Annotated in this window: 21 protein-coding genes; 17 read left to right on the forward strand and 4 right to left on the reverse strand. The window is 73.4% G+C overall.

Translation table 11 applies throughout. The annotated features are described in order from the left end of the window. The first annotated feature begins 131 nt into the window (after positions 1 to 131). The 5 genes from tsaB (at position 132) to ACZ58X_RS07055 (ending at position 3,667) form a co-directional block, all read left to right on the forward strand. Positions 132 to 806, forward strand: a complete 675-nt coding sequence (gene tsaB, locus ACZ58X_RS07035) for a tRNA (adenosine(37)-N6)-threonylcarbamoyltransferase complex dimerization subunit type 1 TsaB (RefSeq protein ID WP_470332624.1) — start codon at positions 132 to 134, stop codon at positions 804 to 806. Between the two features lie 23 nt (positions 807 to 829). Next, positions 830 to 1,318, forward strand: a complete 489-nt coding sequence (rimI, locus tag ACZ58X_RS07040) for a ribosomal protein S18-alanine N-acetyltransferase (protein ID WP_470332748.1) — start codon at positions 830 to 832, stop codon at positions 1,316 to 1,318. Then, on the forward strand, positions 1,311 to 2,417 hold the full coding sequence (gene tsaD, locus ACZ58X_RS07045) for a tRNA (adenosine(37)-N6)-threonylcarbamoyltransferase complex transferase subunit TsaD (protein ID WP_470332625.1): 1,107 nt from the start codon (positions 1,311 to 1,313) through the stop codon (positions 2,415 to 2,417). The genes rimI and tsaD overlap by 8 nt, the downstream gene beginning before the upstream one ends. Continuing rightward, positions 2,414 to 2,674, forward strand: a complete 261-nt coding sequence (locus tag ACZ58X_RS07050) for a hypothetical protein (RefSeq protein WP_470332626.1) — start codon at positions 2,414 to 2,416, stop codon at positions 2,672 to 2,674. Before tsaD ends, ACZ58X_RS07050 begins: the two co-directional genes overlap by 4 nt. Before the next feature lie 78 nt (positions 2,675 to 2,752). After that, entirely contained in the window at positions 2,753 to 3,667 is a 915-nt protein-coding gene (locus tag ACZ58X_RS07055) for a polysaccharide deacetylase family protein (RefSeq protein WP_470332627.1), read from the forward strand. A 4-nt stretch (positions 3,668 to 3,671) separates the two neighbouring features. Here ACZ58X_RS07055 and ACZ58X_RS07060 read toward each other — a convergent pair whose 3' ends face one another. Next, the gene (locus ACZ58X_RS07060; protein WP_470332628.1) at positions 3,672 to 4,838 is read right to left on the reverse strand and encodes a THUMP-like domain-containing protein; all 1,167 of its coding nucleotides are present in this window, start codon (positions 4,836 to 4,838) and stop codon (positions 3,672 to 3,674) included. A gap of 276 nt (positions 4,839 to 5,114) precedes the next feature. Here ACZ58X_RS07060 and groES point away from each other — a divergent pair, with 276 nt between their 5' ends. The 3 genes from groES (at position 5,115) to ACZ58X_RS07075 (ending at position 8,365) form a co-directional block, all read left to right on the forward strand. Then, entirely contained in the window at positions 5,115 to 5,420 is a 306-nt protein-coding gene (groES, locus tag ACZ58X_RS07065) for a co-chaperone GroES (protein WP_014136232.1), read from the forward strand. Positions 5,421 to 5,532: 112 nt separating this feature from the next. Then, the gene (gene groL, locus ACZ58X_RS07070) at positions 5,533 to 7,161 is read left to right on the forward strand and encodes a chaperonin GroEL (RefSeq protein ID WP_350503540.1); all 1,629 of its coding nucleotides are present in this window, start codon (positions 5,533 to 5,535) and stop codon (positions 7,159 to 7,161) included. 205 nt (positions 7,162 to 7,366) lie between these two features. Next, positions 7,367 to 8,365 carry a LysR family transcriptional regulator gene (locus ACZ58X_RS07075; RefSeq protein ID WP_470332629.1) on the forward strand — a complete coding sequence of 333 codons (999 nt, stop codon included), beginning with the start codon at positions 7,367 to 7,369 and terminating at the stop codon, positions 8,363 to 8,365. Between the two features lie 88 nt (positions 8,366 to 8,453). On the opposite strand, the gene ACZ58X_RS07080 is transcribed toward ACZ58X_RS07075, so the two are convergent. Beyond that, positions 8,454 to 8,780 carry a WhiB family transcriptional regulator gene (locus ACZ58X_RS07080; protein ID WP_350503538.1) on the reverse strand — a complete coding sequence of 109 codons (327 nt, stop codon included), beginning with the start codon at positions 8,778 to 8,780 and terminating at the stop codon, positions 8,454 to 8,456. A gap of 562 nt (positions 8,781 to 9,342) precedes the next feature. On the opposite strand from ACZ58X_RS07080, the gene ACZ58X_RS07085 reads away from it, so the two are divergent. The 4 genes from ACZ58X_RS07085 (at position 9,343) to ACZ58X_RS07100 (ending at position 14,073) form a co-directional block, all read left to right on the forward strand. Continuing rightward, positions 9,343 to 9,954 carry a response regulator transcription factor gene (locus ACZ58X_RS07085; RefSeq protein ID WP_014136228.1) on the forward strand — a complete coding sequence of 204 codons (612 nt, stop codon included), beginning with the start codon at positions 9,343 to 9,345 and terminating at the stop codon, positions 9,952 to 9,954. Positions 9,955 to 10,289: 335 nt separating this feature from the next. Continuing rightward, positions 10,290 to 11,003: a sigma-70 family RNA polymerase sigma factor gene (locus ACZ58X_RS07090; RefSeq protein ID WP_470332630.1), complete on the forward strand. Its 714-nt coding sequence runs from the start codon at positions 10,290 to 10,292 to the stop codon at positions 11,001 to 11,003. Positions 11,004 to 11,294: 291 nt separating this feature from the next. Further along, the gene (gene guaB, locus ACZ58X_RS07095) at positions 11,295 to 12,797 is read left to right on the forward strand and encodes an IMP dehydrogenase (protein ID WP_470332631.1); all 1,503 of its coding nucleotides are present in this window, start codon (positions 11,295 to 11,297) and stop codon (positions 12,795 to 12,797) included. A 148-nt stretch (positions 12,798 to 12,945) separates the two neighbouring features. After that, positions 12,946 to 14,073, forward strand: a complete 1,128-nt coding sequence (locus tag ACZ58X_RS07100; RefSeq protein ID WP_360226343.1) for a GuaB3 family IMP dehydrogenase-related protein — start codon at positions 12,946 to 12,948, stop codon at positions 14,071 to 14,073. 88 nt (positions 14,074 to 14,161) lie between these two features. Here ACZ58X_RS07100 and ACZ58X_RS07105 read toward each other — a convergent pair whose 3' ends face one another. Next, a complete protein-coding gene (locus ACZ58X_RS07105; protein ID WP_470332632.1) occupies positions 14,162 to 14,725 on the reverse strand; it encodes a hypothetical protein in 564 nt (187 codons plus the stop codon). 252 nt (positions 14,726 to 14,977) lie between these two features. Here ACZ58X_RS07105 and ACZ58X_RS07110 point away from each other — a divergent pair, with 252 nt between their 5' ends. Next, positions 14,978 to 16,900 (forward strand): serine/threonine-protein kinase, encoded by a 1,923-nt coding sequence (locus tag ACZ58X_RS07110; protein WP_470332633.1) that lies wholly within the window; start codon positions 14,978 to 14,980, stop codon positions 16,898 to 16,900. Between the two features lie 6 nt (positions 16,901 to 16,906). On the opposite strand, the gene ACZ58X_RS07115 is transcribed toward ACZ58X_RS07110, so the two are convergent. Then, positions 16,907 to 17,434: an SHOCT domain-containing protein gene (locus ACZ58X_RS07115; protein WP_470332634.1), complete on the reverse strand. Its 528-nt coding sequence runs from the start codon at positions 17,432 to 17,434 to the stop codon at positions 16,907 to 16,909. Between the two features lie 57 nt (positions 17,435 to 17,491). On the opposite strand from ACZ58X_RS07115, the gene ACZ58X_RS07120 reads away from it, so the two are divergent. The 4 genes from ACZ58X_RS07120 to ACZ58X_RS07135 all read left to right on the forward strand — a co-directional run bounded on the left by ACZ58X_RS07120 (position 17,492) and on the right by ACZ58X_RS07135 (position 24,160). Further along, complete coding sequence (locus ACZ58X_RS07120) at positions 17,492 to 18,574, forward strand: protein kinase (RefSeq protein ID WP_470332635.1); 1,083 nt, start codon at positions 17,492 to 17,494, stop codon at positions 18,572 to 18,574. 162 nt (positions 18,575 to 18,736) lie between these two features. Beyond that, positions 18,737 to 20,515 (forward strand): serine/threonine-protein kinase, encoded by a 1,779-nt coding sequence (locus ACZ58X_RS07125; RefSeq protein WP_470332636.1) that lies wholly within the window; start codon positions 18,737 to 18,739, stop codon positions 20,513 to 20,515. Positions 20,516 to 20,650: 135 nt separating this feature from the next. Next, on the forward strand, positions 20,651 to 22,294 hold the full coding sequence (locus ACZ58X_RS07130; protein WP_470332637.1) for a succinic semialdehyde dehydrogenase: 1,644 nt from the start codon (positions 20,651 to 20,653) through the stop codon (positions 22,292 to 22,294). Between the two features lie 75 nt (positions 22,295 to 22,369). Then, positions 22,370 to 24,160, forward strand: coding sequence for a GMC oxidoreductase (locus ACZ58X_RS07135; RefSeq protein WP_470332638.1), 1,791 nt, complete (start codon positions 22,370 to 22,372; stop codon positions 24,158 to 24,160). Positions 24,161 to 24,209 lie beyond the last annotated feature (49 nt).

Consider the following 24,209-nt stretch of genomic DNA (forward strand, 5'->3'; position numbering starts at 1 on the left):
CCGTCCGCTGTACGTACCGCCCTTATCGTGCCAGGTCCCCCGGGCGGGTCGGCAGTGGCCAGTACGTGTGTTCCGGAGGGGGACACCAGCTCGATCGGCCGGTCGGCCCAACGTCGGTCTAACCTTGACCCGTGCTGCTGCTCGCGTTCGACACCGCTACCCCTGCCGTCACCGCCGCCGTCCACGACGGCACGGCCGTCCTCGCCGAGACCCACCAGGTCGACGCCAGGCGCCACGGCGAACTGCTGCTGCCCGCGATCGACCAGGTCCTGCGGGCCGCCGGAGTGGACAAGAATCGGCTCACCGGCATCGCGGTCGGGGTCGGCCCGGGCCCGTACACCGGCCTGCGGGTCGGTCTGGTGACCGCCGCCGCGCTCGGCCACGCGCTCGGCCTGCCGGTGCACGGCGTCTGCACCCTGGACGCGATCGCCTTCCAGGCGCGCGCCGAGGGCCTGGCCGGACAGCCGTTCACGGTCGCCACCGACGCGCGCCGCAAGGAGGTCTACTGGGCCTCCTACGACGCCGAGGGCAACCGCACCGAGGGCCCCGGCGTGGACCGACCGGCCGAGCTGACGCCCGCCGCCCGCTCGGTGGGCGCCGGCGCGCTGCTCTACCCCGAGGCCTTCCCGGGCGCCCACGGGCCCGAGCACGTCTCGGCCGGTGCCCTGGCCGGCTTCGCCGCCGCCGAGCTGGCCGCCGGGCGCGAGCTGCTGCCGAACGTGCCGCTGTACCTGCGCCGCCCGGACGCCCAGGTCCCGGCGGCCTACAAGAACGTTCTGGGGGGCAAGGCGGTGCTCCCGGCGTGAACCACGGAACCACCCTGCGCCCGATGCGCTGGTGGGACATCGAGCCGGTGCTGGACCTGGAGCTCAGGCTGTTCCCCGAGGACGCCTGGTCCTCCGGGATGTTCTGGTCCGAGCTCGCCGAGGCCCACCCCGGCGGCACCCGCCACTACTCGGTCGCCACCGCCGCGGACGGCACGATCGTCGGCTACGCCGGCCTGATGGCCGTCGCCGGCGACGGAGACGTCCAGACCATCGCCGTGGACGAGCGCCACCAGGGCGCCGGCCTCGGCACCGCCCTGCTCACCGACCTGATCCACGAGGCCGCCCGGCGCGGCTGCGCCGACCTGCTGCTGGAGGTGCGGGTGGACAACCAGCGCGCCCAGCGGCTCTACGAGCGCCACGGCTTCGAACCGGTGGGCATCCGGCGCGGCTACTACCAGCCCGCCAACGTCGACGCGCTGGTGATGCGCCTCGAACACCCGAGCACCGACAGCACCGACCCGAAGGACATTGAGGACACCCCCCATGGCTGACGAACCGCTCGTCCTCGGCATCGAGACCTCCTGCGACGAGACCGGCGTCGGCATCGTGCGCGGCACCACGCTGCTGGCCGACGCGGTCGCCTCCAGCGTGAACGACCACGCCCGCTTCGGCGGCGTCGTCCCGGAGATCGCCAGCCGCGCCCACCTGGAGGCGATGGTCCCGACCATCCAGCGCGCCCTGGACACGGCCGGCATCAAGGCCGGCGACCTGGACGGCATCGCCGTCACCGCCGGCCCCGGCCTGGCGGGCGCGCTGCTGGTCGGCGTCAGCGCGGCGAAGGCGTACGCCTGGGCGCTCGACAAGCCGCTGTACGGGGTCAACCACCTCGCCTCGCACATCTGCGTGGACCAGCTGGAGCACGGCCGGCTGCCCTCGCCGACGATGGCCCTGCTGGTCTCCGGCGGGCACTCCTCGCTGCTGCTCAGCGAGGACATCACCACCGACGTCCGCCCGCTCGGCGCGACCATCGACGACGCGGCCGGCGAGGCCTTCGACAAGGTCGCCCGGGTGCTCGGCCTGGGCTTCCCCGGCGGCCCGATCGTCGACCGGACGGCCCGCGAGGGCGACCCGAAGGCGATCGCCTTCCCGCGCGGCCTGACCGGGAAGAACGACCCCGAGTACGACTTCTCCTTCTCCGGCCTCAAGACCGCCGTCGCCCGCTGGGTGGAGGCCAAGCGCCGGGCCGGCGAGGAGGTGCCGATCGCCGACGTCGCGGCCTCCTTCCAGGAGGCGGTCACCGACGTGCTCACCCGCAAGGCCGTCAAGGCCTGCAAGGACAGCGGCGTCGACCACCTGATGATCGGCGGCGGCGTCGCGGCCAACTCCCGGCTGCGTGAGATGGCCCAGCAGCGCTGCGACCGGGCCGGCATCCGGCTGCGGGTGCCCCGGCCGGGCCTGTGCACCGACAACGGCGCGATGGTGGCGGCGCTGGGCTCCGAGATGGTGTGGCGCGGCCGCACCCCCTCCGCCTTCGAGCTGTCCGCGGACTCCTCGCTGCCCGTCACCGAGGTCCACGTCCCGGCCGGGGGAGCCGGGCACGGTGACGTCCACGGCCAGGCCTACCAGGCCCTCGGCGGTGGCGCCGGGTGACCGTCGCCGCGATGTGGGAGGCCCGCGCGGCGGACGGCCGCGGGGCCGAACTCGCCGCCTGGGCAAGGGAGTCCGCGCTTCCCGCGGTGCGCGGCGCGGCCGGGCTGGAGCGCCTCGAACTGCTCTCCGCCCCCGGTGACCGGGTGCTGCTGATCACCTGGTGGAGCGGTACGCCCGTGCCGGTCGCCGACCCGCCCGCCGAACTGCTGGGCCGTCCGGTGCACCGCTGGTCCTTCACCAGCGAGCACGTCGAGTAGGTCCCGGACGGGAACCGCCACGGCGGCGCTACCGTGCATAGCTGAGAGAACGCTGGACGGGACCGGGAGCGCGGTGCGGTGAACAGGGACGGGTGGAGCAGGACCAGGACGTACGCGGCGGGGGCGGTGGCCCTGCTGGCCTTCGCCACCGCGTGCGGCGACAACGGGGGCGGCGGCAGCGCCGCCCCGGCCGCGAGCACGGCCGGGACGGCGGCGGCGACCCCGCCGCCCGCCGGCGGCACCCCCGGCGCGGCGGCCACCACGCCCGGCGCGGCCCCGGCCCAGGGCGACGCCGCGGCCTGGGCGAAGTGGAACCTCAAGCCGCTGGCCCCGGCCCCCGCGCCGCCCGCCGACAAGCCCATCAAGCTCGAACGCACCGGCACCGTACCGGTGTTCAGCGACGTGAAGACCACCGACAAGGTCGTCTTCATCACCATCGACGACGGCGCCGAGAAGGACCCGAAGTTCGTCGAGATGCTGACCGAGCTCAAGGTGCCGATCTCGATGTTCCTGACCAAGGACATCGTCAAGAACGACTACGGCTACTTCAAGCCGCTCCAGGCGCTGGGCAACCACATCCAGAACCACACCGTCACCCACCCGGTGATGAGCAAGCTCCCGGCCGACAAGCAGAAGTCCGAGATCTGCGAGGACCAGGCCGCGCTCACCCAGCAGTACGGCACCGCCCCGCTGCTGTTCCGCCCGCCGTTCGGCGACGGCGCCAACACCCCGACGCTCAACACCTCGGTGCAGCAGTGCGGTCCGCGCGCGATCGTGCTGTGGCGCGAGTCGATGCAGATCCACGACATGCAGTACCAGGCGGGCGACAAGAAGTTGAAGTCCGGCGACATCATCCTGGCGCACTTCCGCGGCCCCAAGGAGCTCAAGGGCGCCACCATGACCCAGATGTTCGCGGACCTGCTGGCCCGGATCCAGGAGCAGGGCTTCTCGGTGGCCCGGCTGGAGGACTACATCCAGGCGCCGTCCTCGTAGCCGCTCAGACCGGCCGGCCCAGCATCATCAGCGGCCCGTTGTCGGTGCGGCTGAGGATCACCGTGACGGAGTTCGGCCCGGAGGGCTTGAGCTGGCGGCGCAGCTCCTCCGGGGTGATCGCCATCCCGCGCTTCTTGATCACCACCGTGCCGACCCCGCGCTCGCGCAGCAGCGCTTTCAGCTTCTTGACGTTGTACGGGAGCACGTCGGTGAGCTCGAAGGCGTGCGCGTACGGGGTGGCGACCAGCCGGTCCGAGGTCACGTAGGCGATCTTCGGGTCGATCAGCCGGCCGTCGACCTGCCCGGCGACCTCGGCCACCAGGTGCGCCCGGATCACCGCGCCGTCCGGCTCGTACAGGTACCGCCCGACCGGGCCGGCCGGCGGGTCGGGCAGGTCGCCGCCGGTCAGGGTGTCGCCGTGCGGCAGCAGGGTCGCGCGGTGCGGGCGGACCGCGCCGGTGCCGAACCAGAGCACCGCCTCCTTGACGTCCCCGTGGTCGGAGACCCACTCGGCCTCGGCGTCCGCCGGGACGGCCTCGTGCGGGATGCCCGGGGCGACCTTCAACGCGCCGATCGGGGTCCGCCGGCCGGCCTCGATCGCCCAGGAGAGCGGCGGGGCGTACGCCTCCGGGTCGAACACCCGGCCGCGCGAGGTGCGCCGGGCCGGGTCGGTGAACACCGCGTCGTAGCCGGTGACGTCCACCTCGGCGACGTCCGTGCAGCGCACCTCCACCAGGTCCGACAGGCCCAGCGCGGCGGCGTTGGCGGCGGTGGCGGCACAGGCCGCCGGGTCCTTGTCGACGGCCAGCACCCGGATCCCGGCCCGGGCCAGCGCCAGCACGTCCCCGCCGATGCCGCAGCAGAGGTCCGCCAGGCGCCGTACGCCCAGCTCGGCGAAGCGGCGGGCCCGCCACTCGGCCACGCTGCGCCGGGTGGACTGCTCGACCCCGTTGGGCGTGAAGTACATCAGGTCGGCGTCCGCCCCGAACTTCGCCCGTGCCCGCTGCCGCAGCCGGGCCTGGCCGAACGCCGCCGACACCAGCTCCGCCGGGTGCTCCCGCCGCAGCCGGGTGGCCAGCGCCAGCTCCTCCTCGGGGGCGAACTCGCGCAGCTCGGCGAGCAGGGCCTGGCCCTCGGGGGTCAGCAGGGGCTGGAGGTTCTCGGTGTCCACGGGCTCATTCTGACCGGTCGGCCCGTCGGTACCCGAGCCGCCGGGCGCCGCGGGCGCCGTACACGCGTACGGACACTCGCCCGCGGGTCGAGTCCGCAGCGCGCGTCGTTGGCACTCTGGTTGACTGAGTGCTAACGGCAGCCTATGGTCGTCCTTGGCACTCCCCACTGGGGGAGTGCTAATGCGAAGACGTGTGCCTGACCCCCGCGACGGCAGGCACGCAGGTTCGCCCCTACCCGTTAGAAAACCCCGTAATCTCCGAAGGGGAGCTCGGACGTGACCACCAGCAGCAAGGTTGCCATCAAGCCGCTCGAGGACCGCATCGTGGTCCAGCCGCTCGACGCCGAGACCACCACGGCCTCCGGCCTGGTTATCCCGGACACCGCCAAGGAGAAGCCCCAGGAGGGCGTCGTCCTGGCCGTCGGCCCGGGCCGCTTCGAGGACGGCCAGCGTCTGCCGCTCGACGTCGCCGTGGGTGACATCGTCCTGTACTCGAAGTACGGCGGCACTGAGGTGAAGTACCAGGGCGAGGAGTACCTCGTCCTCTCCGCCCGCGACGTTCTCGCCATCATCGAGAAGTAAGTCGTTCCGACCCGCCCCGGATCCGTGTCCCTAGTGACAGGGGCCCGGGGCGTGGTTGTTGGTTCACGTAGTTCGGCGGCCGGTCGGCCGCAGCCCCGAGGGAATAGGGAACATGGCGAAGATCCTGCAGTTCGACGAGGACGCCCGCCGCTCGCTGGAGCGCGGTGTCAACAAGCTGGCCGACACCGTCAAGGTGACCATCGGCCCCAAGGGCCGCAACGTCGTCATCGACAAGAAGTTCGGCGCCCCGACCATCACCAACGACGGTGTCACCATCGCCCGTGAGGTCGAGCTGGACGACCCGTACGAGAACCTTGGCGCGCAGCTCGTCAAGGAGGTCGCCACCAAGACCAACGACGTCGCGGGTGACGGCACCACCACCGCCACCGTGCTGGCCCAGGCCCTGGTCAACGAGGGTCTGCGCAACGTCGCCGCCGGTGCCGGCCCGGCCGCCCTCAAGAAGGGCATCGACAAGGCCGTCGCCGCCGTCTCCGAGCACCTGCTGTCCATCGCCCGCGAGATCGAGGGCAAGGACGACGTCGCCGCCGTCGCGTCCCTCTCCGCGCAGGACACCCAGGTCGGCGAGCTGATCGCCGAGGCGATCGACAAGGTCGGCAAGGACGGTGTCATCACCGTCGAGGAGTCGAACACCTTCGGCGTGGAGCTGGACTTCACCGAGGGCATGCAGTTCGACAAGGGCTACCTGTCGCCGTACTTCGTCACCGACGCCGAGCGCCAGGAAGCGGTCCTCGAGGACCCGTACATCCTGATCAACCAGGGCAAGATCTCCTCCATCCAGGAGCTGCTGCCGCTGCTGGAGAAGATCCTGCAGAGCGGTGCCTCCAAGCCGCTGCTGATCATCGCCGAGGACGTCGACGGCGAGGCGCTGTCGACCCTGGTCGTGAACAAGATCCGCGGCACCTTCAACGCCGTCGCCGTCAAGGCCCCCGGCTTCGGTGACCGCCGCAAGGCGATCCTCGGCGACCTGGCCGTCCTCACCGGCGGCACGGTCATCTCCGAGGAGGTCGGCCTCAAGCTCGACCAGGCCGGTCTGGACGTGCTGGGCACCGCCCGCCGCGTGACCATCACCAAGGACGACACCACCGTCGTCGACGGTGCCGGTGACTCCGAGGCCGTGGCCGGCCGCGTCGCCCAGATCAAGGGCGAGATCGCCGCGACCGACTCCGACTGGGACCGCGAGAAGCTGCAGGAGCGCCTGGCCAAGCTGGCCGGCGGCGTCTGCGTCATCAAGGTCGGCGCCGCCACCGAGGTGGAGCTCAAGGAGCGCAAGCACCGCCTGGAGGACGCCATCTCGGCGACCCGCGCCGCGGTCGAGGAGGGCATCGTCGCCGGCGGTGGCGCCTCGCTGGTGCACGCCGCCAAGGTGCTGGACGGCGGCCTGGGCCTGTCGGGTGACGAGGCCACCGGTGTCGCCGTGGTCCGCAAGGCGCTGCACGAGCCGCTGCGCTGGATCGCCCAGAACGCCGGCCTGGAGGGCTACGTCATCACCTCCAAGGTCTCCGAGCTGGAGGCCGGCCAGGGCTACAACGCCGCCACCGGTGAGTACGGCGACCTGGTGAAGGCCGGCGTCATCGACCCGGTCAAGGTCACCCGCTCCGCGCTGGAGAACGCCGCCTCGATCGCCTCCCTGCTCCTCACCACCGAGACCCTCGTGGTGGAGAAGAAGGAGGAGGAGGCCGACGCCGGTCACTCGCACGGCGGTCACGGCCACTCGCACTGAGGCACCGACGCCTGACCGGAGGCCCGGCCCGCTCCCCACGGGGAGTCCGGCCGGGCCTCCGGCCGTTACTCGCCCGCTCGCCTCCGGGGCGGGGATTCACCCGCTCGCCTCCGGGGCGGCGTGGACGGCCTCGCGGCGGGTCCGTTTGAGGCTTCAACTATCAGTAGAATTTTGCAGAATGCAAAGATTGCCTTATAACTGAGGCATGATCGAGGCCCGCCACCTGCGCGTCCTGCGTGCCGTCGCCCGCACCGGCTCCTTCTCCGCCGCCGCCCGCGAGCTGGGGTGCACCCAGCCCGCCATCAGCCAGCAGATGAAGGCCCTGGAGAAGTCGGTGGACACCCCGCTGGTGGTCCGCTCGGGCCGCGGGATGCAGCTCAGCGAGGCCGGGCGGGTCCTGCTCAAGCATGCCACCGGGATCCTGGCCGGGCTCTCCGCCGCCGAGGAGGAGGTGGCCGCGATCGCCGGGCTGCGGGCCGGCCGGGTGCGGCTGGTCTCCTTCCCGACCGCCAGTTCCACCCTGGTGCCGCCCGCGGTCGCCCGCCTGCGGGACAGCCATCCGGGGGTGCGCGTGTCGCTGGTCGAGGCCGAGCCGCCGGAGTCGCTGGCGATGCTGCGCGGCGGCGAGTGCGAGATCGCGCTGGCCTTCCGCTACCCGCAGTCCGACGGCGCGGCCGCGGCGCCCGCCCCCGCGCACGGCTCGCCGCGCGAGGCCCGGGCCGAGGCGAACCTGGAGGCCCAGCAGCTGTCGGCCGGCACCGACTGGTCCGACCTGGTGGTCACCCCGCTGCTGGACGACCCGCTGGTGGGCCTGCTGCCGGCCGCCCACCCGCTGGCCGGGCGGGGCGGTCCGGTGGAGCTGGTGGAGCTGGCGGGGGAGCAGTGGATCGCCGGCTGCCCGCAGTGCCGGGGGCACCTGGTGGAGCTGTGCGCGGGGGCGGGTTTCGAGCCCCGGATCGACTTCGCGACCGACGACTACCCGGCGGTGGTCGGCCTGGTGGCGGCCGGGCTCGGGGTGGCGGTGCTGCCCCGGCTGGCCCTCCAGTCGGTGCGTCCTGACGGCGTGTCGACGGTGCCGGTGCGGACGGCCTCGGGGGTGCCGGCGGTGCGCCAGGTGGTGGCGCTCACCTTGCCGGACCTGGCCGAGGTGCCGGCCGTCGCGCTGATGCGGGAGCGGCTGGCGGGTGCGGCCGCCGATCGCTGACGGTCGGTGACCGGGGTCCCCGGAGGGGACGGGGCGGCCTGAGGCGCCGCGAAGAAACGTTTCTTCACGGCGCGCCGCGGACCTGGATCTAACGCTGCGCGACCGCCGGCGGGGTCAACGGGACCTCCACCAGGCGGTGCCGCGAGCGACCCAGCATCTCCTCGCGCTCGTCCTCGGTCATCCCGCCCCAGACCCCGTACGGCTCGCGGACCGCCAGGGCGTGCGCCGCGCACTCGGCGATCACCGGGCAGCGCATGCAGACCTCTTTGGCGCTGGTCTCGCGGGAACTGCGGGCCGCTCCGCGCTCACCCTCCGGGTGGAAGAAGAGCGAGCTGTCCACGCCGCGGCAGGCCGCCGAGAGCTGCCAGTCCCAGAGGTCCGCGTTGGGACCGGGGAGGCGGGAGAAATCTGCCATGGCTCATTCCCTTCAGAGGCGGTCGGCGGCGGCCGGGCGTTTCGGCGGGCTGCTGCCGAACGGTGCCCGGCGGGGCGCCCCGCGCTGGTGTGGACACCTGGAAATATGACTTAAGGCAACTCCATGGACAAGTCACCCACACACTGGCACAACAGTCAATGACCATACGAAAGCTATAAAAACGGGCAAAGTGGGCACGAGGTCCGATGGGCGCGGGGTGTGGCAATCGGGTGGTCGACAGGCGCGCGACGACCCGCACCGGCGTGCGGGTCGTGCGCCCACCGCGCGCGAGCTGCGCAAAAGTGCGGCGTGTGCACCGCGATGCGGCTGATCGGTAATGGGTTGGCCACGTACAGTGGTGGAGATGGCCCGAAGGCCGTAACTCATTCGAGTGACGGTCGTTGGTAGTGCGGAGGCGGTTAGCGGGCGCCGGACGTCGGGAACGATCGCGGGCAAGTCGGGGCGATCAGGACGAAGTCCGTCGCCGATCGGCCGTGTCGGAGAGGTTCGTACCAGCCAGGAGGCTCAACGTGACGCGGATCAGCTGCGGAGGACGACGGTCATGACTTCCGTTCTCGTTTGCGACGATTCCCCGCTCGCCCGCGAGGCGCTTCGCCGCGCCGTCGCGACCGTACCCGGTGTGGACCGGGTCACCACCGCGACGAACGGGGAGGAGGTCCTCCGCCGCTGGGTGGCCGACCGCTCCGATCTCGTCCTGATGGACGTCCGGATGCCCGGCCTCGGCGGGGTCGAGACCGTCCGGCGGCTGCTGTCCGCCGACCCGGGCGCGCGGATCATCATGCTCACTGTCGCCGAGGACCTCGACGGGGTCGCGCTCGCGGTGGCCGCGGGTGCCCGCGGGTACCTGCACAAGGACGCCTCGCGCGCCGAGCTGCGGGCCACCGTCACCCAGGCCCTCGCCGACCCGACCTGGCGGCTCGCCCCGCGCCGGCTGCGCAGCCCCGACATGGGCGCGGCACCGACCTTGACGGCGCGTGAGATCCAGGTGCTGGAGGGCATGAGTCACGGACGCAGCAACGCCGAGATCGGGCGCGAGCTGTTCCTGTCCGAGGACACCGTCAAGACCCACGCCCGACGGCTGTTCAAGAAGCTCGGCGCCTCCGACCGTGCGCACGCGGTGGCGCTGGGTTTCCGCTGGGGCCTGGTCCGCTGACCGTCGGCGGCGCCGCCGGTTGCGGCGCGCCGCCCTCGAATTCCGGAGCGGGCGCCGCACGGGCGTGTGACGTTACGGTCCCGAGGTTGCACCATGGAGGAGTGGAGCACCTCGGGGACCAGCGGACAGGCACTGCGGCGAACCACGCAGCCGCAGGACACTCGGCGGACGGCGCGACGGACAGGACCACCCACGGCGGCGCGGCGGGAGGCGGCACGGTGCAGGAGGGGCCGGTGGTGCGCGGCACGCCGCACGGTGCCGCAGCGCATAACGTTCCGGTGCACAACTCCGGACGCGGTGCCGCGTTTTCCCGATCGACCAGGCACCATGGACCGATGCGCGACGATGTCGCCGGTGCGGCCGGCCAGGCGGACCCGGGTGAGGCCGAGCCCTCCGACCCGGGCCACGACGCGTACGCGGAATCCGGCGACCCCGTGACCGGGGACGGTCCGGTCCGCCCGCCGGTGCTCGGCACGGGCGGCTCCCCCCTGGTGGGCGAACTGGTCGCGGCCGCGGTGCGCGGCGAGGGCCCCGCGATCGACGCGCTGCTCGCCTACGTCCACCCGCTGGCGCTGCGGTACTGCCGCGCCCGGCTGGTCCGGCTGCCCGGCGGGGCCCGGCACCACGTGGACGACGTGGCCCAGGAGGTCTGCGTCGCGGTGCTGTGCGCGCTGCCCCGGTACAAGGACCAGGGGCGGCCGTTCGAGGCCTTCGTCTACGGCATCGCCGCGCACAAGATCGCCGATCTGCAGCGGGCCGCGATGCGCGGGCCCGGCTCCACCGTCGTGCCGCAGGACGACCTGCCGGAGGTGCCGGACGAGGCGCTCGGCCCGGAGGAGCAGGCGCTGCTGAGCAGCGACGCGGCCTGGGCCAAGGAGCTGCTCTCCAACCTGCCGGCCCGTCAGCGCGAGCTGGTGCTGCTGCGGGTGGCCGCCGGGCTGTCGGCGGAGGAGACCGGCGAGGTGCTCGGGATGTCGCCGGGGGCCGTCCGGGTCGCCCAGCACCGTGCGCTCAGCCGGCTGCGGGCGCTCGCGGAGGAGTCCTCCTGACCGGAGGCGCCGGCTCCTCCCGGGTGGAGGCGCAGGCCGGAGGGCCGGGCCGGGTGGAATGAGCCCGCGGGGGCGCTTGTTGTCAAGGGCACACGAGGGCACATTCGCGGTGCCAGTACCATGGGGTATCGGCGCCTGGGCAGGTTGCCAAAGTTTTGCGGGTGCACACGGGGTTCCGTTGGAGCTTCCTCCAAGCCACCCGGCTTTCGGCGGTCTGCGCGAGTGAGCGATCAACGCGCCCCCTCCCTCTGGGCGCGAGCGGATAAGGCCGGCCACGGAAGGTACCCCCAAATGTCTTACAACGCCGCAGGCGTACCCGAGAAGTTCGCCATGCTCGGGCTCACGTTCGATGACGTCCTGCTGCTGCCCGGGGCCTCCGCGGTGCTGCCGAACCAGGTCGACACCTCCTCGCGGGTCTCCCGGAACGTCCGCGTCAACATCCCGCTGCTGTCCGCGGCGATGGACAAGGTCACCGAGGCGCGGATGGCCATCGCGATGGCCCGCCAGGGCGGCGTCGGCGTGCTGCACCGCAACCTGTCGGTCGAGGACCAGGCCAACCAGGTCGACCTGGTGAAGCGCTCCGAGTCCGGCATGGTCACCGACCCGATCACGGTCGGCCCGGACACCACGCTCGCCGAGGCCGACGCGCTGTGCGCCAAGTTCCGCATCTCCGGCGTCCCGATCGCCGACGAGTCCGGCAAGCTGCTCGGCATCGTCACCAACCGCGACATGGCCTTCGAGTCGGACCGCAGCCGCAAGGTCCGCGAGATCATGACCCCGATGCCGCTGATCACCGGCAAGGTCGGCATCTCCGGCGAGGACGCGATGGCGCTGCTGCGCCGCCACAAGATCGAGAAGCTCCCGCTGGTCGACGACGAGGGCCGGATCAAGGGCCTGATCACGGTCAAGGACTTCGTCAAGGCCGAGCAGTACCCGAACGCCGCCAAGGACGCCGAGGGCCGTCTGCTGGTCGGCGCCGCCGTCGGCGCCAGCGCCGAGGCCTTCGACCGGGCCCAGGCCCTGGTCGAGGCGGGCGTGGACTTCCTGGTCGTCGACACCTCGCACGGCCACAGCCACAACGCGCTGGCCTGGATCGAGAAGATCAAGTCCGCCGTCAAGGTCGACGTGGTCGGCGGGAACGTCGCCACCCGCGACGGCGCCCAGGCGCTGATCGACGCCGGCGTGGACGGCGTCAAGGTCGGCGTCGGCCCCGGCTCCATCTGCACCACCCGCGTCGTCGCCGGCATCGGCGTCCCGCAGATCACCGCCATCTACGAGGCCGCGCTGGCCTGCCAGGCGGCCGGCGTGCCGGTCATCGGCGACGGCGGCCTGCAGTACTCGGGCGACATCGGCAAGGCGCTCGCCGCCGGTGCCGACACCGTGATGCTGGGCTCGCTGCTGGCCGGCTGCGAGGAGTCCCCGGGCGAGCTGCTGTTCATCAACGGCAAGCAGTTCAAGTCCTACCGCGGCATGGGCTCGCTGGGCGCCATGCAGTCCCGCGGCCAGGGCCGCTCCTACTCCAAGGACCGCTACTTCCAGGCCGAGGTCGCCTCGGACGACAAGCTCGTCCCCGAGGGCATCGAGGGCCAGGTCCAGTACCGCGGCCCGCTGTCGGCCGTGCTGCACCAGCTGGTCGGCGGCCTGCGCCAGACCATGGGCTACGTCGGCGCCGCCACCATCGCCGAGATGGAGAGCAAGGGCCGTTTCGTCCGGATCACCGCGGCGGGCCTCAAGGAGAGCCACCCGCACGACATCCAGATGACCGTCGAGGCTCCGAACTACTCGACCCGCTGACCCGCTCGACCCCGGAAGGGCCCGCCACGGCGGGCCCTTCCGCCTGTCCGGGGGCCGGGCCGTCGGGGCGCCACCAGCGGTAGTACGGGATACTGGGGGCGGCCGGGGTGACCCGGCGGGCATGAGCAACAAACCAGAAGGGCTCGAAGTGACTGAGATCGAGATCGGGCGAGGCAAGCGCGGCCGCCGGGCGTACGCCTTCGACGACATCGCCGTCGTCCCCAGCCGGCGTACGCGTGACCCGAAGGAGGTCTCGATCGCCTGGCAGATCGACGCCTACCGCTTCGAGCTGCCGTTCCTGGCCGCCCCCATGGACAGCGTGGTCTCGCCGCAGCAGGCCATCGCGATCGGCCGCCTCGGCGGCCTCGGCGTGCTGAACCTCGAAGGCCTCTGGACCCGCTACGAGGACCCGCAGCCGCTGCTCGACGAGATCGCCGCGATCACCGACGAGGCCACCGCGACCCGCCGCCTCCAGGAGATCTACTCCGCGCCGATCCGCGCCGAGCTGATCAAGCAGCGGATCCAGGAGGTGCGCGACTCCGGCGTCGTCACCGCCGCCGCGCTCTCCCCGCAGCGGACCGCCGAGTTCTCCAAGGCCGTCGTGGACGCCGGGGTCGACGTCTTCGTCATCCGCGGCACCACCGTCTCGGCCGAGCACGTCTCCAGCGCCGCCGAGCCGCTGAACCTCAAGCAGTTCATCTACGAGCTGGACGTTCCGGTGATCGTCGGCGGCTGCGCCACGTACACCGCCGCGCTGCACCTGATGCGGACCGGCGCGGCCGGCGTGCTGGTGGGCTTCGGTGGCGGGGCCGCGCACACCACCCGGAACGTGCTGGGGATCCAGGTGCCGATGGCGACCGCGGTGGCGGACGTCGCGGCCGCGCGCCGGGACTACATGGACGAGTCCGGCGGGCGCTACGTGCACGTGATCGCGGACGGCGGGGTCGGGTACAGCGGGGACATTCCGAAGGCGGTCGCCTGCGGTGCCGACGCGGTGATGATCGGGGCGGCGCTGGCGCGGGCGACGGACGCTCCGGGCAAGGGGTTCCACTGGGGGATGGAGGCGGTCCACGAGGAGCTGCCGCGCGGGAAGCGGGTCGACCTCGGGACGGTCGGCAGCACCGAGGAGATCCTGACCGGGCCCTCGCACACCCCGGACGGGACCATGAACCTGTTCGGGGCGCTGCGGCGGGCGATGGCGACGACCGGGTACACGGAGTTGAAGGAGTTCCAGCGGGTCGAGGTGACGGTGAACCCGGCGCTGGACCACCGCTGACGGTTCGAGGTCCGGCTGACGGCCCGTTCTCCCTCCGGGGGGAGCGGGCCGTTGGTGTTTCTGCGGGGGTGGGGCTGGGGTGTGGGGGTCAGGTGCGGTTGGCGGAGCGGCGGGTGAGGAGGAAGCCGCCGATCAGGGCGATGGTGTAGAAGGCCAGGTCGAGGGGGCGGAGGTCGGTGCGCCAGGTGGTGAGGGTGTGGGGGAGGAGGGGGTGGGGGGCGGGGGTGGTGGCGCGGAGCAGGCGGAGGTGTTGGGTGAGTTGGCCCAGGAGCAGGGCGGTGGTGGCGAGGAGGGCGCCCAGGGGCGGGAGTAGCGGGTTCCGGCCGCCCAGGCGGCCGAGTGGGAGGGCGATCAGGCCGGCTTGGGCGATGGCGAGCCAGCCGAGGCTGTCGGCGGCGCGGAGGGGGGCGCAGCCGTAGGCGAGGCCGCCGAGGAGGGTGGCGAGCAGGGCGAGGGCGAGGGCCAGGGCGGTGCGGCGGCGGGGGGCCCGGTGGGGGGCGGGGGTGTCGGGGGTGTAGCCGGTGACCGGGACGCCGGGCATGCCGGGGGCGACGTAGCCCTCGGGGGTGTCCAGCACCGGGGCGACCGAGAAGTGCTGGGCGGTGCGCGGGCGTGGCGACGGGCCGTCAGCGCCCGGTGCGGGTGCGGTCATGGGCATCGAGTCCCCCCGGAAAAACGATGAGCTGCCGAACGGTAGCAGCGGTTCGGGCAGATCTTGGCGAGTTTTCGATCACAGATCGGGCACGGAGCGTCGCACCCGTTCCGGTTCGTCCCGGCTTGGGACGGGGGGCGGGTGGTCGCCGCCCCTCCGGACAGGGGATGATGGAGGCTTGGGCGTTCGGGCCCGGGCCGGGCCGACGCGCCGTCACCACGACCGCCAGCAGCACATGGGGGAACGTTCCGAATGACCCAGGCGCAGGGTTCCACCGGCCGCCTCCTGGCCGGCCGCTACCGGCTGAACGGCGTGCTCGGACGCGGCGGCATGGGCACCGTCTGGCGCGCCGAGGACGAGATGCTGGGCCGGACCGTCGCGGTCAAGGAACTGCGGATGAACGCCAGCGTCGAGGAGGAGGAGAAGCACCGGCTGATCGTCCGGACGCTGCGCGAGGCGAAGGCCACCGCACGGATCCGGCACAACTCGGCGGTGACCGTCTTCGACGTGGTCGACGAGGACGACCGGCCGTGGATCGTGATGGAGCTGGTCGAGTCCCGCTCGCTGGCCGACGTCGTGCGGGAGGACGGGCCGCTGGCGCCCGCCCGGGCGGCGGAGATCGCGCTGGACGTGCTGGGCGTGCTGAGCGCGGCGCACGCGCTCGGGATCCTGCACCGGGACGTCAAGCCGTCCAACGTGCTGATCGGCGAGGACGGCCGGGTCGTGCTCACCGACTTCGGCATCGCGAGTGTCGAGGGCGACGCCTCGGTCACCTCCACCGGGATGCTGGTCGGCGCGCCCTCGTACATATCCCCGGAGCGGGCGCGCGGGCAGAAGCCCGGGCCGCCGGCCGACCTGTGGTCGCTGGGCGGCACGCTGTACGCGATGGTCGAGGGGCGGCCGCCGTACGACCGGGGTTCGGCGCTGGCCACCCTGACCGCGGTGATGACCGAGGAGCTGACCACGCCGGCGAACGCCGGGCCGCTGCTGCCGGTGATCGAGGGGCTGCTGGAGAAGGATCCGGCGAAGCGGCTGGACGCGGCGCAGACCCGGTCCATGCTCAAGCGGGTGGTGGCGGAGGCGACCGCGCGGGCGGAGTCGACCACCGAGCACGCGGTGCCGGTCGCGGGCGGGGGGAAGGCGGAGGAGAAGGCCGAGGGGAAGGCGGAGGAGGACGCCGCCGCGGCGGAGGCTCCGGCGCCGGAGGAGAAGCCCAAGCGGACCGTGGGCGGGCTGCTGGGGACGGTCCGGGTGGGGAGCCGGGCCAAGGCCGAGGAACCCGTGGCGGAGCCGGCCGAGCCGGCCGAGCCGGTGCCGGCGACCGAGCCGATCCGGCCGGTGACCAGTGAGTGGACGATGGGGGCGACCCAGGCGGCCGGGGCCGATCCGCGCAAGGGGCGGCGGCGGTTGGCCATCGCGACCGTGGTGGTGGTGCTGCTGTTGATCGCCGGGATCGTCGCGGTGGTCCAGGCGGTCGGTGGCGGGGACACCGGGGCGAAGGGGGCGGGCACGCACAGTGCGGGCGCCACCTCGCCGGTCGCGACGACCGGGGAGGCCACGCCGAGCGCGGGGCCGACGGCGACGGCCGGTGAGCCGGCTCCGGGCGGCACACCCACCGAGCCGCCGTCCTCGGCCGCGGTGCCGGCGCCGCCCGCCACCACCGCGGCGCAGCCGCAGCCGTCGGCGTCGTCCGCGTCGAGCGACCCGGCGCCGACGCCGTCCGGTGGGGCGGTGCCGGCCGGGTTCCACGCGTACCAGGACCCGAGCGGTTTCTCGGTCGTGCTGCCGGACTGGCTGCAGCCGTCCGGGTCGGAGGCCAACCGGCGGATCTTCAAGAACTCCGCCGACGGCAGCCAGCTGCGGATCGAGTGGACCACCTCGCCCGGCGAGAGCGCCCTGGCCGACTGGCAGGAGTCCGAGCCGAACGTGCGCGGCCAGGTGACCAACTACCAGCGGCTGAACCTGGCGGCGATCACCTACCGGCAGTGGAGCAACGCGGCGGACTGGGAGTGGACCAACGGCACGCCCAAGAGCCACTCGCTCAACCGCGGCTTCGTGACGGGCAGTCCGGCCAAGTACGGCTACTCGATCTACTGGATCGTCCCGGACGCGCAGTGGGCCGCGCAGGCCCCGGCCCGGGACGTCGTCTTCAACACCTTCCAGCCGGCGCCGTAGGGCCGGTCAGCCGAGCAGGCGCTGCTTGGCGCGGGTGAACTCCTCGGCGGTGAGCGCGCCGGAGGCCCGGAGGGCGGCCAGCCGCTCCAGTTGGCCGATGAGTTGCTCGCCGGCCGGGGACCCGGGGGTGGCGGCCGGGGGCTGCGGGGAGGTGCGGGCCAGGCGGGCGGCCTCGCGGACCTGCTCGGCGAAGACCTCGGCCTTGGCCACGTCCTCGAAGCGGTGGGAGCCGGTCAGGGCGATGATGGTGAGCACCTCGCCGTTGAGCTTGGTGCGGGCGACGGTGGTGTCGGTGACGGCGGCGAGCGGAACCGGTACCGGAGGTTTCCCGTCCTTCAGGAAGAGCAGCCGGTGGGTGGTGAGGACCAGCACCCCCTTGCGGAAATGGTCGGGATGGCGCCCGGCCGTGGACGCGACGGGCTCCTCGCCCCCGATGACGGACGCCTCGACGGTGCGGACGGCCTCGGCCCGGTTGGCTTGGTTGCTGTTGCCCGCCATCTTGAAGGCGGTGTCGATCAGATCGGTCCAGTCCATGGGGCCGAGCGTAAAGGAGCCGATCAGTAGGCTGCTCGGTGAGCGAGAGGAACTGGCATGCGAGGCGGCCCGGGCCAGTTGTTGGCGGGGCGGTACCGGCTGACGGACCGTCCCGAACTGCTGCGTGCCTCCGCGGTGGACGAGCGGACCGGTGAATCGGTCCTGCTGCGCGCCGTGGAGCTGCCCGCGCTGCTGACGGCGGGCCAGGACCCGGACGAGCCGAACCCCGGGCACGGGGACCGCCTGGTGCGGCGGGTGGCGGCGGTCGGCGCGGCCGCCCCGTCGTGGCACCCGCGGCTGCTGCGCGGGGTCGGCGCCTTCGTCGAGGGCGAGCTGCTGTGGACCGTCGAGGAGCGCCCGGCCGGCCGGACGCTGGCCGAACTGCTCACCGCCGGACCGCTCCCGCCGTACCGGGCGGCCGAGTTGGCCGCCGACCTGGCCGGCGCGCTGCGGGCGCTGCACGAGGCCGGGCTCGCCCACGGCAATGTGACCGCCGATGCGGTGCTGGTCTGCGAGGACGGCGCGGCGATGCTCGGCGGTCTGCTGGACGGGGTGGCGCAGGAGGCGCTGGCCGAGGACCTCGGCGGGCCCGGCGGGCGCCGCCGGTACGAGGTCCGGGCGACTCTGGTCGGTCCGGTGGCCGAGCGCTGGCCGCTGGACGGCGGCCCGGCCGGGGACTGCTGGGCGCTCGGGGTGCTGCTGCAGCGGATGGTCACCGGGCGCTCGCCGTTCCCGGAGCCGGGCGTGCCCGAACTGGTGACGGCCGTGCGGGACGGGCGGCGCGAACCCTCCGTGGTCTGCGGGCCGGTGGCGCCGACGGTCGAGCGGCTGGTGCAGCCCGACCCCACGCTGCGACCCACCGCGGGGGAGCTGCGGGAGGAGCTGGCGGCACTGCTGGTGGGCGCGCCGGAGCCGGCCGACGGGGAACGGGTGGCCCGGGAGGTCGAACTCAAGCCGGACGCACCGCTGGTGCCGCTGCGGCGACGGCGCGCCCGGCCGGGAGGGGCGGCGCCGGAGACCGGGACGGGCGGTGCGAGGAGTTCCCGGATACCCCCGGCGCTGCTGGGCCCGCTGCTGGTCGGAGGCGTGTTCCTGCTGCTGGTGCTGGGAGTGGTCGCCGTGGTCCTGTTCGCAGGCTGACGGCCCCGGTTCGTGCCGGTCCGCCGGTCCGGCGGGTGGGCGAGATTACCGGGCTTGGCACGGTGCGCCTAATGTGTCCGTGGGATTTGTTCGAACAGCGGTCTGCGGCGGTCGTTCGGCCGTCGTGGCGCGGGTGGAAGCGGAGAGGGGGAGCGGTCGCCGATGGGCGTGCAGGACCGGCCGGAAGCGGCCGAGGCGGAGCGGTTGCTGGCCGGGCGGTACGAGCTCGGTGAGCGGCTCGGCCGGGGCGGGATGGGGACGGTCTGGCGGGCCTGGGACCGGATGCTGGACCGCGAGGTCGCGGTCAAGGAGCTGACCGTCAACCACCTTCCGGAGGAGGACCTGCAGATCCTGCACACCCGGATGAAGCGGGAGGCCAGCGCCGCCGCCCGGATCAAGCACCCCGGTGTGATCACCGTGCACGACGTGCTGGAGCAGGACGGCCGGCCGTGGATCGTGATGGAGCTGGTCGACGGCCGCTCGCTGGCCGACGTGATCAGCCAGGACGGCACCCTGCCGCCGCGGGCCGCCGCCGAGGTCGGCAGCCAGGTGCTCGCCGCGCTGCACCGCGGCCACCAGCTGGGCGTGCTGCACCGGGACGTCAAGCCGGCCAACGTGCTGCTGGAGCGCGGCACCGGGCGGGTCGTGCTGCTGGACTTCGGCATCGCCAAGTACGAGGGCTCGACCGAGCTGACCCGGCCCGGTGACCTGGTCGGTTCGCCGGACTACCTGGCGCCGGAGCGCGCCCAGGGCGAGCGGCCCGGGCCGGCCTCCGACCTGTGGGGCCTCGGGGCGACGCTGTACGCGGCGGTCGAGGGCCAGTCGCCGTTCCGCCGGGACTCGCCGATCACCACGCTGGCCGCGGTGGTCGACGAGCCGCTGCCGGAGTCGCGCCGGGCCGGGCCGCTCGGCCCGGTGCTGGCCGCGCTGATGGCCAAGGACCCGGCCGACCGGCCGAGCGCGGACGAGGCGGCCCGGATGCTGGCCGAGGTCCAGGCCGGGCACACCATGGGGCTCAAGACGGTCGGGTCGACGGTCGGCCCGGTGCGGACGCCCACCCAGGCGGTGCCGGTGGTGGACCGCCGGGAGGGGCCGGACGGCACGGTGGCCTCGGCGCCGGAGGGCTCGGACACCCCGGCCGCCTCGGAGGCGCCGACGGACCCGCGTCCGGCCGGGACCGCGGTGTCGCCCGCCGCACCGCCCGTCGGCCCGGAGGTCCCCGGGGGAGCGCACACCGCCGCCGGTGCGCCGGTCACGCACTCCAGCGCGCCCGTGCGCGGTCCGGCCAAGCGCCGCAACCGGATGAAGCTGGTCGCCGTCGCCGTGGCGGTCGGCCTGCTCGCGGCCGCGGCGACCTTCCTCGCCACCCGGCACGCGGTCGACTCCTCGACCGCCGACCCCACCCCGACCACCCAGCCCGACACCGCCGAGCCCACCGATCCGGAGCCGACCGGCACCCCCACCCCGGGGGCGCCCCCGCCGGCCGGCTACCGCTGGGTCGACGACCAGGCCGGGTTCCGCTTCCCGCTGCCGACCGGAGGTCCGGCCTGGCAGCGCAGCCTCGGTGTGCCCGACAGCAACCAGATCTTCTACAGCCCGGACAACCGGGTGCACTACCTGCAGTTCGCGGTCACCGTCGGCCAGTCCGTCAAGCCGCTGGACCACATGCGGCAGATGGAGGGCAACGTCTCCAAGTCGCTCAAGGACTACAAGCAGCACCGGATGGTCGGCGCCGTGGTGAACGGCCACGAGGCGGCCACCTGGGAGTTCAGCTACGCGGCCAAGGAGGGCGGGCGCCGGCGGGCGATCGAGACCGAGTTCCTCGACGAGGACGGCACCGCCTACGCGATCTACACGTCCAGTCCGGACAAGGACGGTGAGTGGCAGCAGGCCGAGCAGCGCTTCACCACGGTGCTCAACCACTTCACGCCGACCCGCTGAGCCCGGGCGGAGCAGCGGACCGTACGGGCGGAGCAGCGGACCGTACGGGCGGAGCGCCCCGCTTTCGCCCGACTGCGGCAGATTCTTGTTACCGACGGGTACCGCGCCGGGGCCCGAAGGCCTAGGCTGCGCCGTATGTCGGACCTCACAGCAGACGCAGTGGCCACCGAACACCCCGGCGCCGCCCCGGCGGACGGCAACCCGGCCGCCCCCGGCGGGGGCCGGACCGTCGCGACGGCCGTGCCCCGGTCCCTGGTCGAGCGGCTGGCCGGCGGGGTCACCGCGACCGGCGAGCCCAGCCTGGTGGAGACCGTCGCCCCGCTGACCGGTGAGCGGCTGGCCGCTCTGCCGCAGTCCACCCCGGCCGACGTCGAGGTCGCCTTCCAGCTGGCCCGCCGCGCCCAGGCGGCCTGGGCCGCGCTGCCGGTGCGCCGCCGGGCCGCCGTCCTGCTGCGCTTCCATGACCTGCTGCTCAAGCGGCAGGACGAGGCACTGGACCTGGTGCAGGCGGAGACCGGCAAGGCCCGGCTGCATGCCTTCGAGGAGGTGCTGGCCGTCGCCATGGCCGCCCGGCACTACGGGCGCGCCGCGCAGGGCTACCTCAAGGACCGGCGCCGCGGCGGTGCGCTGCCGGTGCTCACCCACACCGTCGAGGCCCGCCGCCCCAAGGGCGTGATCGGCCACATCTCGCCGTGGAACTACCCGCTGGAGCTGTGCATCGGCGACCTGCTGCCCGCCTTCGTGGCCGGCAACGCGGTGGTCAACAAGCCCGACACCCAGACCGCGCTGACCGGCCTGTGGGCCCGCGAGCTGCTGATCGAGGCCGGGCTGCCGGCCGACCTGTGGCAGGTGGTGATCGGCGACGGCCCGGTGATCGGCCCCGCCGTGGTGGAGCACGCCGACTACGTCTCCTTCACCGGCTCCACCCGCACCGGCCGCGAGGTCGCCCAGCGCGCCGCCGCCCGGCTGGTCGGCGCCTCGCTCGAACTCGGCGGCAAGAACGCCATGCTGGTGCTCTCCGACGCCGACCTGGAAGCGGCCGCCGCGGGCGCCGTCCGGGCCTGCTTCTCTTCGGCCGGGCAGTTGTGCATCTCGATCGAGCGGCTGCTGGTGCACCGCTCGGTGGCCGACCGCTTCCTGGAGCTGTTCGTCGCCCGCACCAGGGCGCTGCGGCTGGGCGGCGGTCTGGCGTACGGCGCCGACATGGGCTCGCTGGTCTCCTCCCGGCAGCTGGACACCACCGGCCGGCACGTGGACGAGGCGGTCAAGGCCGGTGCCGTGGTGCTCACCGGCGGACGGGCCCGGCCCGACCTCGGCCCGTACTTCTACGAGCCCACCGTCCTGGACGGGGTGACCCCGGAGATGGCGGTGTGCGGCGAGGAGACCTTCGGCCCGGTCGTCTCGGTCTACCGCTTCGACACCGAGGAGGAGGCGGTGGCCGCCGCCAACTCCACGCCGTACGGCCTGAACTCCAGCGTCTGGACCAGGGACCTGCGGCGCGGCCGGGCGGTCGCGGCCCGGCTGCGCACCGGGACGGTCAACGTCAACGAGGCCTACGCGGCCGCGTACGGCTCGGTCGCCGCGCCGATGGGCGGCATGGGCGACTCGGGCCTGGGCCGGCGGCACGGCGCCGACGGCATCCTGCGGTTCACCGAGGCGCAGACCATCTCGACCCAGCGGATGATGCCGATCGCGCCCTCGTTCGGCCTGGACGACAAGCAGTTCGCCGCCGTGATGACCGGCGGGCTGCGGGTGCTCAAGGCGCTGCGGTTCAAGTAGCGGACGGCGTGAGCCCCCGGCCGGGTTCCCCCGGCCGGTCCGACCCCCCTTTTCGACCCCGAGGAGCAGAGGCAGATGGTGGAGTCCGGCGGTGCGGTGGAGTTCGACTACGACGTGGTCGTGGTCGGCTCCGGCTTCGGCGGTTCGGTCGCGGCGCTGCGGCTGACCGAGAAGGGCTACCGGGTCGCCGTCCTGGAGGCCGGGCGGCGCTTCGAACGGGACGAACTGCCCCGCAACTCCTGGGACCTGCCGAACTACCTGTGGGCGCCGCAGCTCGGGCTGTACGGCATCCAGCGGATCCACCTGCTGGCCAACGTGCTGATCCTGGCCGGTGCCGGGGTCGGCGGCGGTTCGCTGAACTACGCCAACACCCTGTACGTGCCGCCGAAGGCCTTCTTCGAGGACCGCCAGTGGCGCCACATCACCGACTGGCAGCAGGAGTTGGCGCCGTTCTACGACCAGGCGCAGCGGATGCTCGGGGTCCGGCTGAACCCGACCGTCACGCCGTCCGACGTCCACCTCAAGGCGGCGGCCGAGCAGATGGGTGTCGGGGACACCTTCCACATGGCGCCGGTCGGGGTCTTCTTCGGGGACGGCAACGACACCGACGGCACCGCCAAGGGCGCGCCCGGCGAGGAGGTCGCCGACCCGTACTTCGGCGGCGCCGGCCCGGCCCGCAAGGCCTGCGTGGAGTGCGGCGAGTGCATGACCGGCTGCCGGCACGGCGCCAAGAACATGCTCACCGAGAACTACCTGTACCTGGCCGAGAAGGGCGGCGCGGAGATCCACCCGCTCACCACGGTCGCCCGGATCCGGGAGTCCGGGGGCGGCTTCGCGGTGGACGTGCGGCGCACCGACTCCCGGTCGAGGACCGACCGGGTCAAGGCGGGCGCGCGGACCGTCACCGCCGCCCGGGTGGTCGTCGCGGCCGGCACCTACGGCACCCAGTCGCTGCTGCACCGGATGCGCGACGCCGGCCACCTGCCGCGGATCTCCGCCCGGCTCGGCGAGCTGACCCGCACCAACTCCGAGGCGCTGGTGGGCGCGCAGACCACCGACCGGCGCTACGGCGCCAAGGCGGACTTCACCAAGGGGGTGGCGATCACCTCCTCGATCCACCCGGACGCCAACACCCACATCGAGCCGGTCCGCTACGGCAAGGGCTCCAATGCGATGGGCGCGCTGTCGATCGCGCAGGTCAAGGGCGGGGGGAAGGCCCCGCGCTGGCTGCGCTACCTGGGCAACTCGGCACTGCACCCGGTGACCTTCGCCCGCTCGATGAACCAGCGCGGCTGGTCCGAGAAGACGATCATCGGCCTGGTGATGCAGTCGCTCGACAACTCGATCACCGTCTCGCTCAAGAAGGGCCCGCTCGGCAAGCCCCGGCTCACCTCCAGCCAGGGCCACGGCACCCCCAACCCGACCTGGATCCCGGCCGCCGAGAAGGGCGCCCAGGCGCTGGCCGACGAGATCAACGGCTTCGCGGGCAGCACCGTCGGCGAGATCTTCGACATCCCGATGACCGCCCACTTCCTCGGCGGCTGCCCGATCGGCGACGCCCCCGAGACCGGCGTGGTCGACCCGTACCACCGGCTGTACGGGTACCCGGGGATCAGCGTGGTGGACGGTTCGGCGGTCTCCGCCAACCTCGGCGTCAACCCCTCGCTCACCATCACCGCGCAGGCCGAGCGCGCGCTGTCGATGTGGCCCAACAAGGGCGAGGCCGACCGGCGCCCGGAGCAGGGCGGGGCCTACCAGCGGGTCGCGCCGGTCGCGCCGGTGCGGCCGGCCGTGCCGGAGGGCGCGTTCGGCGCGCTGCGGCTGCCGCTGCTGCCCGTCCCGGAGGTCCCGAAGAAGCAGGGCTGAACCCGCCCCGGAGGGCCAACCGGCCTGCACCGCTTCCCGGTTGACAGTC

The sequence above is a fragment of the Kitasatospora sp. NPDC040550 genome (assembly GCF_055594965.1).

Bases quoted from the DNA above. Each gene is read 5' to 3' on its own strand.
- rimI (WP_470332748.1), top strand. From the start codon at position 830: ATGCGCTGGTGGGACATCGAGCCGGTGCTGGACCTGGAGCTCAGGCTG.
- tsaD (WP_470332625.1), top strand. From the start codon at position 1,311: ATGGCTGACGAACCGCTCGTCCTCGGCATCGAGACCTCCTGCGACGAG.
- groL (WP_350503540.1), top strand. From the start codon at position 5,533: ATGGCGAAGATCCTGCAGTTCGACGAGGACGCCCGCCGCTCGCTGGAG.
- ACZ58X_RS07075 (WP_470332629.1), top strand. From the start codon at position 7,367: ATGATCGAGGCCCGCCACCTGCGCGTCCTGCGTGCCGTCGCCCGCACC.
- ACZ58X_RS07080 (WP_350503538.1), bottom strand. From the start codon at position 8,780: ATGGCAGATTTCTCCCGCCTCCCCGGTCCCAACGCGGACCTCTGGGAC.
- ACZ58X_RS07085 (WP_014136228.1), top strand. From the start codon at position 9,343: ATGACTTCCGTTCTCGTTTGCGACGATTCCCCGCTCGCCCGCGAGGCG.
- ACZ58X_RS07090 (WP_470332630.1), top strand. From the start codon at position 10,290: ATGCGCGACGATGTCGCCGGTGCGGCCGGCCAGGCGGACCCGGGTGAG.
- guaB (WP_470332631.1), top strand. From the start codon at position 11,295: ATGTCTTACAACGCCGCAGGCGTACCCGAGAAGTTCGCCATGCTCGGG.
- ACZ58X_RS07105 (WP_470332632.1), bottom strand. From the start codon at position 14,725: ATGACCGCACCCGCACCGGGCGCTGACGGCCCGTCGCCACGCCCGCGC.
- ACZ58X_RS07110 (WP_470332633.1), top strand. From the start codon at position 14,978: ATGACCCAGGCGCAGGGTTCCACCGGCCGCCTCCTGGCCGGCCGCTAC.
- ACZ58X_RS07115 (WP_470332634.1), bottom strand. From the start codon at position 17,434: ATGGACTGGACCGATCTGATCGACACCGCCTTCAAGATGGCGGGCAAC.
- ACZ58X_RS07120 (WP_470332635.1), top strand. From the start codon at position 17,492: ATGCGAGGCGGCCCGGGCCAGTTGTTGGCGGGGCGGTACCGGCTGACG.
- ACZ58X_RS07125 (WP_470332636.1), top strand. From the start codon at position 18,737: ATGGGCGTGCAGGACCGGCCGGAAGCGGCCGAGGCGGAGCGGTTGCTG.
- ACZ58X_RS07130 (WP_470332637.1), top strand. From the start codon at position 20,651: ATGTCGGACCTCACAGCAGACGCAGTGGCCACCGAACACCCCGGCGCC.
- ACZ58X_RS07135 (WP_470332638.1), top strand. From the start codon at position 22,370: ATGGTGGAGTCCGGCGGTGCGGTGGAGTTCGACTACGACGTGGTCGTG.